This window comes from Paenibacillus sp. FSL R5-0908 (assembly GCF_038006245.1).
GTDB classification, from domain to species: domain Bacteria; phylum Bacillota; class Bacilli; order Paenibacillales; family Paenibacillaceae; genus Paenibacillus_AQ; species Paenibacillus_AQ odorifer.
The window spans coordinates 3,990,309-4,002,163 of the sequence record NZ_JBBOUV010000001.1 but is presented as its reverse complement, the minus strand read 5'-3'; the positions used below and the strand labels follow the sequence as shown (position 1 = coordinate 4,002,163).

9 protein-coding genes are annotated in these 11,855 nt (G+C 44.2%); 2 read left to right on the top strand and 7 right to left on the bottom strand.

Features of this window, described 5'->3' with window-relative positions; genetic code table 11:
- The first annotated feature begins 97 nt into the window (after positions 1-97).
- Positions 98-589 (top strand): DUF1036 domain-containing protein, encoded by a 492-nt coding sequence (locus MKZ09_RS34480; RefSeq protein WP_076133090.1) that lies wholly within the window; start codon positions 98-100, stop codon positions 587-589.
- 152 nt (positions 590-741) lie between these two features.
- Here MKZ09_RS34480 and cydC read toward each other — a convergent pair whose 3' ends face one another.
- The 5 genes from cydC to MKZ09_RS18090 all read right to left on the bottom strand — a co-directional run bounded on the left by cydC (position 742) and on the right by MKZ09_RS18090 (position 9,112).
- On the bottom strand, positions 742-2,469 hold the full coding sequence (gene cydC / locus MKZ09_RS18110) for a thiol reductant ABC exporter subunit CydC (protein ID WP_076201220.1): 1,728 nt from the start codon (positions 2,467-2,469) through the stop codon (positions 742-744).
- Positions 2,462-4,273: a thiol reductant ABC exporter subunit CydD gene (cydD, locus tag MKZ09_RS18105; protein WP_076201223.1), complete on the bottom strand. Its 1,812-nt coding sequence runs from the start codon at positions 4,271-4,273 to the stop codon at positions 2,462-2,464. Before cydD ends, cydC begins: the two co-directional genes overlap by 8 nt.
- 65 nt (positions 4,274-4,338) lie before the next feature.
- On the bottom strand, positions 4,339-5,355 hold the full coding sequence (locus tag MKZ09_RS18100; RefSeq protein ID WP_076133095.1) for a cytochrome d ubiquinol oxidase subunit II: 1,017 nt from the start codon (positions 5,353-5,355) through the stop codon (positions 4,339-4,341).
- Positions 5,352-6,716, bottom strand: coding sequence for a cytochrome ubiquinol oxidase subunit I (locus MKZ09_RS18095; RefSeq protein WP_076201225.1), 1,365 nt, complete (start codon positions 6,714-6,716; stop codon positions 5,352-5,354). Before MKZ09_RS18095 ends, MKZ09_RS18100 begins: the two co-directional genes overlap by 4 nt.
- A 548-nt stretch (positions 6,717-7,264) precedes the next feature.
- Positions 7,265-9,112, bottom strand: coding sequence for a hypothetical protein (locus MKZ09_RS18090; RefSeq protein WP_076201227.1), 1,848 nt, complete (start codon positions 9,110-9,112; stop codon positions 7,265-7,267).
- 80 nt (positions 9,113-9,192) lie between these two features.
- Here MKZ09_RS18090 and MKZ09_RS18085 point away from each other — a divergent pair, with 80 nt between their 5' ends.
- Positions 9,193-9,828 (top strand): TetR/AcrR family transcriptional regulator, encoded by a 636-nt coding sequence (locus MKZ09_RS18085; RefSeq protein WP_162636746.1) that lies wholly within the window; start codon positions 9,193-9,195, stop codon positions 9,826-9,828.
- 83 nt (positions 9,829-9,911) lie between these two features.
- On the opposite strand, the gene MKZ09_RS18080 is transcribed toward MKZ09_RS18085, so the two are convergent.
- Both MKZ09_RS18080 and MKZ09_RS18075 read right to left on the bottom strand, forming a co-directional pair.
- The gene (locus MKZ09_RS18080; RefSeq protein ID WP_076133100.1) at positions 9,912-10,901 is read right to left on the bottom strand and encodes an alpha/beta fold hydrolase; all 990 of its coding nucleotides are present in this window, start codon (positions 10,899-10,901) and stop codon (positions 9,912-9,914) included.
- Between the two features lie 197 nt (positions 10,902-11,098).
- Positions 11,099-11,848, bottom strand: coding sequence for a class I SAM-dependent methyltransferase (locus tag MKZ09_RS18075; protein WP_076201229.1), 750 nt, complete (start codon positions 11,846-11,848; stop codon positions 11,099-11,101).
- Positions 11,849-11,855: the final 7 nt, after the last annotated feature.

Here is an 11,855-nt window from a genome sequence, read left to right as displayed (position 1 = left end):
GCCTATCTTTTTTTTACACTCTATCTGTCTATTTCACTCCTATATATTTTTACATATATTAACATTGTGTTTAAATCTATTGAATGGAGTGATATAAATGAGTCTTTATGTACAGAATAATACCTCTAACTATATTTGGCTTGCTATTGCTCACTATGATCCGACTTGTAGCCCTACCACTTATGTTAAAAAGGGTTGGTACCGATTAGTCCCAGGCAGAAGTTCACTTATAGTAACTGGCTCATCCGCAAATCAAAGTTACTATTATTACGCGTATGACAATTCCGGAAATACATGGAGCGGTAATTTCTACACGTATATTCCTAATGCAGTCTTCAATATGTGTTGGATAGAAAGATGCCAGGGCACAGGCTGTAACAGGGTAGGTTTCCGTGAACTCAAAGTTGGGAATTCTCAGAATTATACTTTAACTTTTACGAATAGAACCAATAATTCAGCAAAATTAAGAAATGCTATATTGTCAAAAAAAGGATCTCTAAAATTCAAATTGGATAGATCGAGCATAAGAAAGTTACCCGGTAAGGTGGGTAAAATCGGTAGGGTTATTAGACCTTTGCGTGGCTTATAGAATAGGTTACTTTGAAAACAAGGCGAGGGTATAGTTTTTAGAATTTATCAGAAGCAACCTGTAGAAATTTATTCCTGCGGGTTACTTCTGATTTTTTTTAAGTAAGATAGTTGCAGGAGATGAAGTTTAGGGATGTCGAGCTCACTAAATCATCAGTCCTCAACTTCTCCGATCATTTGCTGTTCAATTTTTTTCATTTCATAAAAATAGCCTTTTTGCACCATCAATTCCGAATAGGACCCCGTTTCGACTACCCTGCCTTGGTCCATGACCACAATCTGGTCCATCTCTTCCAATCCGGTTAGCCGATGACAAATCAGGAGAAGCGTATCATTAACCGCCTGTGTGTAGAGATGCTTCAAAACGTGATTCTCTGTCACATAATCCAGCGATGAAGTGGGTTCGTCCAGAAGCCATAACCGACCTTTGCGGAGCATCGCTCGCGCCAAAGCCAACCTCTGCTTCTCACCGTCGGACAGATTCTCCCCTTTTTCATACACCATATCGGTCAACGATGTATCGGGCAGCTGCATTTTAGCTAGCACATCCATCAATTGTTCGTCCGCATGTTCTTCTCCATTCAGCAGCAGGTTGTCCCGGATCGTTCCCCGGAAGAAATGACTTTGCTGAAACACTACAGTAGCCGTTTGCCAAATGCTCGTTTCATCCAGTGCCTTCACCGAAATGCCGTTTAACCGTATATCGCCGGCTGTTGGTGTTCGCAGCTTGAGCAGCAATTCGATAATCGTTGATTTTCCTGATCCACTCGGCCCGACAATCGCCGTTTTGGAACCAGGTAAAATGTGCAGGGATACATCCCTGAGCGCCGGTCTCCACTCCCCTTCATATTGAAACGTAACATCGGATAGCTCCATCGTAACGGCATGATCAACAGACAATGTGCCACTTGGCTGCGAAGACTGCTCATCAAAGGTCTGAACTGTTTCCGTCAGTCGTTTGGCTGCGTGTTCGCTATCCTCTTTATAAGCGGGTAATGTAGCCATAGCCGTCGCTTCTTCAAATACGGTTTGCGATGCCATGACCAGCATGGCAAGAAATACGCCTGCAAGCGCTCCTTCCATAATTAAATAGGCGCCAAGCGTAAGCACTCCCCAGGAAACGAAAAACGTAACAAAAGTGTGCATCGATTGCCCGCGCAGCAATTGCCCGGCTGCTCGTTGCTGCTCAGCTGCCAATACAGCGGAAGCTTGCTGTAGCTGTTCCTCCCGCTGTGCCAATTGACCATATACTTTCAAATCCCGGAAACCGTACAACACTTCGGTAACTTCCGTGGACAGCTGCGCCCTCTGCTCACGAACGCGTCCATGTATTCTCCGCTGCCCGAGTAACACAATTCCCGGTACAACGAATGCCGTTACCAGCATACCTATTACAAACAAAACGGCAATCCAGATCGAAAAGGTAGAAGTAAACAGCACCGTAGCCAAAAACACCATGACGACCATGATCGGAGGATAAGCGACACGCAAGAAAAAATTTTGCAAACTTTCCACATCCCCAACGATCCGCGCAAGCAGATCCCCGCTTCGATTTTTGTTCAATATACCAGGCGTTAAAGGAATAAGCTTAGCAAAAAAGGATGTACGTAAACGGCTTAGCATAGAAAACGTCGCCCGGTGAGAATACAAGCGTTCTCCATAACGACTCGCCGCCCGAAGCAGACCCAGCAGTTTGACCATAGAGGTGAGTACAATTAAAGTATAAAGCGGTGGCGCAAAAACCGTTTGCGAAATCAGATAACCGCTCGCGGAAAAGAGTGCCACACCAGCTGTGCCGGCGATAAATCCACACAAAATGGAAAGAACGATATCCTTGCGCTCCTGAAACATCGCCTTTGACAGAATAGCCAGCTCATTCATGATGATCCCCCCCTTTCCGCTCTACTCCTACCATCTCGGCATACTGAGGTAGGCGCTCCATGAGCTCGTCATGCCGTCCGGAATCTACCAACACTCCATGATCCATAAACAAAATCTTGTCGGCTTGTTGAATCGTATATAATCGGTGCGCCACCGTAATCATCGTGGACGTTTTTCCCAGTTTGGCAATGGAATGTTGTAGTACCTGTTCAGTGTGCAAATCCAGTCCAACTGTGGGTTCATCAAACAAAATGATGGCAGGCTGCTTCAAAAAAGCGCGTGCCAAGGCAAGCCGTTGTTTCTCTCCACCTGACAGACCTCTACCGCCTTCACCAACAAAGGTGTCAAATCCGTGCTCCAATTGGGCTGTAAGCGCAGTAAGTCCGGCTTCCTCTCCCGCCCGCTCAATTTCAGCTCTGGAGACGTCTCCACCAGCACCAATCTCAATATTTTCGGAAAATGTTCCTGCGAAAATATACGGATGCTGTGTAATGTAGCTAAGATGTTCGAACCATGCGGGCTCATCGTATTGTGAGAGTGGGCTTCCATTCACCAGAATCTTTCCTGAAGCTGGTTTGAGCAAACCGGCAATGAGATGTAGCAAAGTCGTTTTGCCGGAACCGCTTTTGCCAACAATGGCAATGTGTTCTCCTGGACTAAGCTGGATCCGACCTGTTTTAAGCTCGAATGAATCTGGAGCATACTGAAACCGGAGTTGGTCAATTACGATGGACGGCGGTATTGAAAGGACTCCAGAATGGGCAAGTTCCAATTTGCTTATTCTGTCGGTCCTATCACCGACCTTATCTATGTTGGGGCTCACGTCAATTCCATCAGATGTCCCTGCCGTTTCCTCAAGCATCTGTTCTACCTTACGAATAGCTCCCATACTAGTCCGGCCGCTGTGAAAGGCTGTTCCCGTATTCTTTAACAGGTTGTAAAACTCGGGAACGAGCAGCAAAACGAAAAAGGCAGTGTGGAACGTCATAGCTTTGAAAACAAGCAACTGGATGGCCAGTTCGAGAGCCACAATACCAATGCTTAGCATCACGATTGATTCCAGCATGAAGGTATTCGTAAACGCAATCTTCAGAATACCCATCGTGGCATCACGATAACCCAAGCTACTGCGTTCAATCTCCTGTTGCTGACGGTGAGCTCGTCCAAATATTTTCAATGTCACCAGTCCTTGAAGAGAGTCCAGAAACGTCCCTGAAAACTCAGCGAGTTGCGCATATTTTTCTTCGGATTTGTTCTTCGTTTTCAGCCCTACCAAAATCATGAACAGCGGGATGAATGGAGCAGTAAACAATAGAATGAAACCTGTGTTGGCATGTTGGATAAATGTAACGACCAAAATCAGAACCGGGATGATAGCAGCTTCCATCATACGCGGCATGTATTGACTGAAATAACTATCAGCCTCATCCACAGCATCCAGAGCAATACTGACCTTTCCTCCCGTCTGTCCACGAAGGGTTGAAGGCATGGAAGCATGAGTCAAGTTTTGCAGTACGGCTGCGCGCATATTTGTCTTGGCAGTAGCAGCCATATGTAAGCCAACTATACCGTTTCCATAGGACAATAGTGTGCGTACAGCCATAACAGCCAGAAGTATGCCGAGCAACAGGATAACCGATGAAAATGAAGCTTTCTCTACAAAAATCCGTTGGACTGCTTCAGCAAGCAGTCCAGCCTGACTCACAATAGCTATACCCAGCGCGAGCGAAATGAATGCGAGGAAAGCCATGTTTTTCCTTTGTGAAGACATTTGCTGAGAAATCAGACTGGATTTCCTCTTCACAGATACACCTCCTTTATATAGGCTTGTAGGGACATCTCAAACATGCCGTAATGGATTAATCAGCTTTATTTTTTTCCTTTTACATAATCCGCATCAAACAGGAAGAGTTTGAAGACCAGAATAAGGGATGGGATCAACAGGCATAGACCGCCGATAAACACAATAACTAACGCTAAACCCATTGCCGGTGAAGTTGCACTGCTCTGAATCGTGATATACGGATCAAGAATATAAGGGTATTGGCCAATCCCGTAAGCGAAAAAGGCACAGAAAAATTGCAACATGACGCATATAAAAGCTAATCCGTAACGGCGTCCGTTATATAACAGCCACATCGCGATCATGAAGAAAGCAACGGAAAGAGCCAGCAACCACCATAAATCCATCATATTTTGAAAATGCCGCTCATTGTGTTGACCCAAATAGATAAATGCTGTCAGTGCGAGGATTATCGTCGGTGTGCTCCAAAACAGGGCGTAGTTGCGCATCAGCTTCAACGCGGAATGATCCTCTGCCCGAGAAGCGTAAAATGTCAGAAATGAGCCGCTAATGAACAAAACGGACACAATTGCCAGTCCAACGATACTCCACGATAACGGATTGGAAAACAGCGCCCAGTAATCCAGAGAAACCGTCTCCCCCTGCTTCACGATAAAGCCGCCTTCAGACAAAGTTAGCGCCACTGACAACGATGCTGGAATAAGCAAACCTGTAGCTCCGTACAAAAAAAGATATACTATGTTTTTCTTGGAACCGTAATTTTCAAAAGCATAGAACGAACCGCGAATCGCAAGAAGAATCACTGCAATGCTTCCCGGAACAAGTAACGCGGAGCCATAATAATAGGCAGTGTCCGGAAAAAATCCGACGATGCCAATATAGAAAAAGATAAAAAATACATTTGTAATCTCCCATACGGGTGATAAATATCGGGAAATCAGACGATTAATGAGATGGTCCTGCTTCGTTAAACGTGCATAAAAGGCGAAGAAGCCCGCTCCGAAATCAATGGAAGCTATAATTAAATAGCCGTACAAAAACAGCCAGAGCACCGAGATGCCAATCAATTCGTAACTCATCATTCAGTGCCCCCCTTTTTAATAGATGGATTAGGATGATCCTTCATCCATTTCTCCATCTCAGCTTCTGCAGGATTATTGTTGAACAAGCGCCTTAGCACGATTACACACATACTGCCGAGTACGATGTACAAGAGCAATAAGGCGAAGAATATAATTCTTACATTCGGTGAAGAAGTGGCCGCCTCCTCAACACGCATATATCCACGGATAATCCACGGCTGGCGCCCAACCTCTGCATAAAACCAGCCCAGCTCAACAGCCAGAAAGGCGAGCGGTGCACTCAGTGCAATGATGCGAAGCATCCACTTGTTAAGCGCATTACGTTTTTTCCAGAACACAAACAGGAAATATAAGAACGAAATCGCAAGCAGAGTAAATCCGATTCCGACCATTAAATCAAACAGGTAATGAACGAGAAGCGGTGGCCATTCTTCCTTGGGGAATTCCTCGAGCCCCGTTACCTCTGCATTAAAGTTTCCAAAGGCCAGGAAGCTGAGCAGCTTCGGAAGATGAAGAGCCCCTAAAACTTCATGCTCTGCATTCAGCCATCCTAATAAAACCAAATCCACACTGCTACTCGTCTCAAAATGCCACTCTGCCGCTGCAAGCTTCTCTGGCTGATGCTCGGCTAAAAACTTGGCGGACACATCACCGGCTAACGTGTTCAGCAAACCGAACAGTAAAACTACCGCCATCATGAGATTTAAAGATTTTTTGTGGTATGCGGACACACCTTTTCTCAGCATCGCGAAGGCTGCAATCCCGGCTAACAAGGCAGCTCCTGTCAAATAGGCCGAGCTTAATACATGGAACACTTTGGAGAACGTCGCTGTATTCAGCATCGCTTGCACCGGGTTAATCGCTGTGAATTGGCCTGCTTCCATGACAAAGCCTTCAGGCTGGTTCATGAATCCGTTCACCGTCGTAATAAAAACGGCAGACATGCCTGCCCCGGCGACAATCGGAATCGTCAGCAGCCAATGGATATACGGATTTTTGAACCGATCCCACGTATACAAATAAATGCCCAAGAAGATAGCTTCAAAAAAGAACGCGAACACCTCCATGAATAAAGGAAGTGCAATGACATTCCCAGCCAGTTTCATAAAATTCGGCCATACCAGGGCCAGCTGTAGTGAAATCGCTGTACCGGTCACGACACCAACCGCCACAGAAATGACAAATCCTCTAGACCACCGCTTCGCCATAAGTGTATAATGGGGGTCTTTCTTCCGGATTCCGATAAACTCGGCTATAGCGATCATTAGCGGTATACCAACGCCAATTGTCGCAAAAATAACGTGGAACCCGAGAGTTAAGCCTGTCACCAGCCTGCTCCATAGCACCGTATCAATTGCCATTTTTTACTGCTCCCTTCAAAACTCTGTTCATTTTTCTATGATTAGGCCTGCTAACTGTTGGCTGCATTCAATATCAGGTTTAGCAAGGTTCAGCGACATCGTTGCTCGTTCATTTAGTATGACGTTCATCGTTCTTTGCTATGTAAAAAGAGAAAAAATTCACAAAGCAGGAGTTGGCGAGCCCGATTCACCTGATACTGAGCAGTCAAATTAATAATGTGACCTAATAATTAAAGTTATCTTATCTTAAATTTTAAGTAATTCAATCACTGACATCTCTTAATCTCAAAACGTTCAAGAAAGGGACAAATCTTTCTAACAACTCAGTGAATAACACAAAAAGTACCCGAAGGAGCTATTGATTGATTAGTGCATATGTGGTGTCACAAGTTTCCTCCTACTTTAATGCTAGTAAAAAAACGGTGTTTTCTCATTTTGAGCCGTAATATATCCCTTTTTTGCAACAAAAAAACACTGACTCAAATCATCAGTGTTTTTGAAGTAAAGCTAATGTCATCTACGTCATGACAAATCTTGAACTGCCACTATCATTTAGTACGACCGTAGAAAAAAGAATACCCATCTGACTTCCCAAGCTTAGTCGTCTCCGTTCCGTCCACTAGCTTGACCGCTTTCAGCAACGATGCAATTTGCGTATGCATTAGCTTTGCATCAAATTTGTCCATCTCTCTGTTGTCACTATCCACGAGCAGATAGTCGGGCATTGGAATGAACCCAATCACCGGTATCCCTGCCTCAAATAAGGGCTGACTCTCTCCAAACTCAAACTTGTTATGTCCACGCAATAATACAGTACGTGTGCCATCTGTCTTTTCAATAGCCTTCAGCCAAATGGCTGCCATCATTTCATTGCCCGCATAGGTATATTCGGTACTTATTTGTCCAGTTGGACCATAATGACCCGTATCATCGTCCTTCCACTCCATGCTGCCTAAATGCTCAACCGTAATTCCAGCTACAGCTTTTAAATGGCCATTCTTGCCATCCCACAGCTCTCGATGCCCCTCCATCCAGGTGGAAGTTGCCTGAGAGGATCCTTTGAACTCCGGCAATCTAAAATGCCCTGTCACAAAAGCGAATATCATCGTACGCTCCGGCTGCTCCTGCTGTAAGTAACGAATCATAGACAGCATGCCCACAGCGCCATTCTCTTCCACTACATTTATCCCATCCGTATGGGTATTTACGATAATCGCTTCGTCTTTATTCTTACCGTCAATTTTCACATAAAAGGATTCTGTTGAGGCATCATTTTGTATTTCCGCTTCTAAAATAACCGTACCTTCTTTATGCTCCTGAGCTGCGCTGATCACCTTTTTCCCTTCCGTTTCGTTAACCCAGACCGCAGGGATTCCGGCATAATCGGTGGTAAAAGGCACATATTGCTCTTCAACCTTATCGTCAGATACCCCTTTCCAGACTAAAACAACAGCTTTTACGCCCATTTCCTTCGCTTGCTCCAATTTAGCTTCTTTTAAAGCTGTAGTGAGGACTAGGTCGCCTTCATTTGGGGCAATTTGGTTGTCCATAGGAGATGAATCCCGCATGTTCATAACGATCCCGCTTGGAAAATTTCTGAAATTCTCAATTTCAATGACAGCAATTTTTCCGCTGATCTGGTCATATTCACCACGCTTCGTATACACCAGCTCCCCTGTTACACCTTTTTCGTCAGTTTCCCCGGAATAGGGAAAAGCTGAAGAGACATGAATTGCCTGTTGATCAATCATTAAAGCACTGTTCTTTTCTTCCCAACGGTCAAAAGTATAGCGATCACGATAAACTTGCAGCCCCATATCCGATACCTGCTGCTCCAGCCAAGCAATAAACTGATTATGACCCTCAGAGCCGGTTGTGCGGCTTCCAAAAGAATTCATTACTTCAATATCCTTGAGCATCACTGCTGCAGAATCCAATTTACGTTCATCGATCGTCACTGCCGTATCAGCTGCTAATGCTACCGGTGTTGTAATAGGTTTTGCATAGATTCCAATACCCCAAAGTACAGTAACGATAAGTGCAGCAATGCTGAATAACACTTTACGAACTACTAGAAACGGAGTAACTCTTCTGCTTACCTTTTGCCCCAAGAGTCCTCTCCATATGCCCGCTACGATCAGCAGCAGGATAGAAAGCGCAAGCAGCCAAAATTCTTTTGTTAGTAAGAATAACCCTTCTGCCACCATCGCACTAATAAATACTACTTGTAACTTCTCTCGTTTCCTTAAAAGTAAAAAAGAGATGCCTAATTCTGCTAACAAAATGATAATGGTCACGATCGAGATTACCGTTTCTTTGCCAATGAATATCGTAGCACAGAGTGCTAGGATCAAAAGCAGCACCGCTGACAATCGTCTATATAAGATTTCTAACATGACGCCCTCCCATTTTAACTAATGATTATTTTGACATTACATTTGTAATGCCTTATGGTTTTAGCATATTGAAAATACTCATGAAAAACAATGAAACGAACATCAGAATGTACAAACGGAGGGGAAATGTCATCTCAAATCATGAATTATACAGTCCAAATAGCTCTCAGCATCGTTCCAATAAAGAAACCAACCGTTTGACAAGAGAAGCCATCTGCACGGCATTAGTCTTCTTGATCCAGGAACAGTCTTTTAGTAAAATCACCATCACCGATATTGTGAAACGCGCAGGGGTTTCTCGAACGGCCTATTACAACAACTATTCCTCCAAGCAAGAGATCCTCGTGGATTTGGTCGACTCGCTTATATTCGAAATTAATCAAAAACTCTTACCTTACACCAATGAATTAACAGGCAAAGCTAAAGAACCTCAAAAATTTATCAAGGTGCTTTTTGAAGTTATTTTTCAGCAGCGGAATATCTACAAAGCACTTCAAAGTGCAAAGTTTGATGATGTAATTCTGGATTGCTTGAATGAAATGATGCTTTCTACTGCTCATGACAAAAGCGACGAGAATGTGTACCGAATATACTTTAAAGCGGGGGCCCTCTATAATGTTCTCCTTAAATGGATACAATCAGACTTTGCAAAATCCATTGACGAAATGACCAAGATTTGTCTTGAGGTATACCATACTCCAATGTCCCAGGAATAACGTTTAAAAAAACGTGTTTATAAATGAAAAAACAAAGAAACCACGGAACCAAGTTCAGCTCCGCAGTTTAATTATCAACCCTACTATTGAATTTGAATTTGTTTCATGTACTCTTTGAATGCCTCGGCGATTTCTTTGTATTTTGTATGATGCAGATAATGTGACCCTTCCATTGGGATCATTTTGCCCTGTGCGGATTGTTTGACTTGCTCCTCGTGCAGCGGAATCCACTGTTTATTGTGCTCGTTATTCGATTGAACGAAGAGAAGCAGCGGCAAGTCTTTTGGCATTGTGAGTTTTTCTCCATTTTTGAAATTGGAACCAAGGTGGCTCAGTTCATTCATCAATGTTGGGTTGGTCGCGACTTGATTTGATATCAAACGCATCTGTTCTTTGGTATGCTCATCGAATGCAAGCGATTCATACGGATCTCCGCTCACTTTTTGGACCAATCTCATTAGCCCTGATTTTTGAAGAAACTGCATGGCTTTCAAAGGTAGTTTGACATCCATTCCGGGTTGATTGGGAACGCTGCTATCGATGCCGACAAAAGCAAGAACTTCATCCGGATAAGTATTCACATAGGTCGCTCCGTATAGTCCCGCGATGGAATGTCCCATTAGAATGTAACGGTCTACACCCAGTTGCTGCAAAGCTTGGTGAACCTCACTTACTATATTCTCAGTCGTTCTTTCCTTCTCGGTTTCATCGCTCAAACCATAACCGAAAGGCTCGACCACCACGACTTTGTAATTAGGGGTAATCTCATCGATCAGCAATTTGAAATCAAGTGCAGGTGTCGGGGTTCCTTGTCCTGGTAGGAGTACAACCGTTTGTTCTCCGCTGCCTTGAATAAGCACATTCATCTTTTTTCCATCCACATTGACATACTGGCCATACGATTCGATTTTCTTTTTCTCTACCCCATCGCTAATAGAATCAACGATAAAAACGATGCCCATGAACAACACTAGCGCCCCTACAATACCTCCGATTATTTTTAACCATAGGTTCCGTTTCTTGTGGCTCTTAGTCCCAGTTGTTTTTATTTCCACCTTATTTGCCACGTTCATCTCTTCCCTTCCTTGTCCCTGTATCTGAAGTGCCGCATTGACGACATGTTCAAAGTGTAATCAATCAAGATGTACCCTTCGTGACGACAATATGAACGGAATATGAACAAGTCAAAAAAAGAGTTTTTAGATCAACATCAAATCGGAAAGAAGGCTGCTTTTTATTCATTTAATATTTGTAGGTTCTCACTATTCTATTATTTCTCAGCACAAATCATGAACATCGGTGTTGACCTGTTTAAGACTTGCTGTTTCGCATCCAGTACTTTGGCGTTCAAATTCTCTTCAGCAAAAATATTAGCGAAGCCTTCTTTTTTGAAAGTCTGTATATCCCACTCAGGACGCCATTCTCTGGTCAGCGGCAATACTAGACTCAGACGGTCTGTCTCCTCTATGTCCTTATGATGCGGGAGTTCACCAAAGCCCTTATCTACATAGGTTTGCTGATCCTCTACTCGCTTTTGCTGCATCTCTTCGTCCCAGAGATGGCGATTCCAGTTGGCGTCAAAAACCAGCAGCCGTCCCCCAGGCTTAAGTACTCTTCCCCACTCTTTGTAGGCTGACTGCGGATCGGTAAGGCTCCAAGTGACATTGCGGCACACGATCAGATCGAAACTCTCCGCAGCAAAGTCAAGCTTGTGCGAATCCATCTTGCGGAAGGTAACGGTGACACCCTCCCGACTGGAGTGGGCACGTGCTTCTTCCAGCATATTGTCGGTACAATCGATCGCAGTAACCAGATGCCCGGCACTGGAAAGAATCACAGAGAAGAAGCCAGGACCGCAGCCAATATCTAGGACATGCAATCTTTCCTTCTGCGGTGCATTAGTGAGGATAAGCTTCAGCCAGGCTTCCCGCTGAAATCCGTTTAGTTCCTTCTGGATGCCTTCGCTATACAGCTCTGCTTCGCCTTCCCAATACATTTCCACCTCTTGTTGTATACCCATTTATCAT

What these genes read in the sequence shown, in the direction of transcription:
- MKZ09_RS34480 (WP_076133090.1), top strand. Translation starts at nt 98, where the DNA reads ATGAGTCTTTATGTACAGAATAATACCTCTAACTATATTTGGCTTGCT.
- cydC (WP_076201220.1), bottom strand. Translation starts at nt 2,469, where the DNA reads ATGAATGAGCTGGCTATTCTGTCAAAGGCGATGTTTCAGGAGCGCAAG.
- MKZ09_RS18100 (WP_076133095.1), bottom strand. Translation starts at nt 5,355, where the DNA reads ATGATGAGTTACGAATTGATTGGCATCTCGGTGCTCTGGCTGTTTTTG.
- MKZ09_RS18095 (WP_076201225.1), bottom strand. Translation starts at nt 6,716, where the DNA reads ATGGCAATTGATACGGTGCTATGGAGCAGGCTGGTGACAGGCTTAACT.
- MKZ09_RS18090 (WP_076201227.1), bottom strand. Translation starts at nt 9,112, where the DNA reads ATGTTAGAAATCTTATATAGACGATTGTCAGCGGTGCTGCTTTTGATC.
- MKZ09_RS18085 (WP_162636746.1), top strand. Translation starts at nt 9,193, where the DNA reads ATGAAAAACAATGAAACGAACATCAGAATGTACAAACGGAGGGGAAAT.
- MKZ09_RS18080 (WP_076133100.1), bottom strand. Translation starts at nt 10,901, where the DNA reads ATGAACGTGGCAAATAAGGTGGAAATAAAAACAACTGGGACTAAGAGC.
- MKZ09_RS18075 (WP_076201229.1), bottom strand. Translation starts at nt 11,848, where the DNA reads ATGGGTATACAACAAGAGGTGGAAATGTATTGGGAAGGCGAAGCAGAG.